Source organism: Novosphingobium sp. BW1 (genome assembly GCF_008107685.1).
In the GTDB taxonomy this organism is placed as follows: Bacteria; Pseudomonadota; Alphaproteobacteria; order Sphingomonadales; family Sphingomonadaceae; genus Novosphingobium.
Map to the genome: position 1 here is coordinate 1 of NZ_VIRF01000076.1, position 408 is coordinate 408.

At 65.4% G+C, this 408-nt stretch carries 1 protein-coding gene; it reads right to left on the bottom strand.

Annotated elements, in window-relative coordinates:
- Positions 1–227: 227 nt before the first annotated feature.
- Positions 228–408: ammonium transporter (locus tag FMM79_RS12295; protein WP_033952233.1), on the bottom strand; the 181-nt coding region annotated here is incomplete at its 5' end.

The following is a 408-nucleotide window of genomic DNA, read 5'->3' on the forward strand; positions in this document are numbered from 1 at the left end:
CGCCGGCGTCGATATCGGCAAGGGTGGCAAGCGTCTGGATCGGCATGCGCGCCAGTCTGGCGCGAGACGCAAGGCAAGTGAAGCCGGTCGATGGAAAAAAAGCGCCCGGCGGACCCGCGATGAAACCGCCCTTCACCAAGCGAAGGCTTCGATCCATCCTACGTAGAGCGCATAACGCCAACGGCGTTATCCGCCGATACCCCGCCGCACCAAGGAAGTCCGCCCCCTCATTCGTGGCTGATCGCGCCGATCTTGTGGATCGACAGGTCCGCGCCGTAGTACTCCTCCTCCTGGCTCAAGCGGATGCCCAGCAGCGCCTTCATCAGCCCATAGACCAACAGGCCGCCGGCGAAAGCCACCGTCACCCCCAGCAGGCTGCCGAGCGCCTGGCTGGCCAGGCTCACCCCG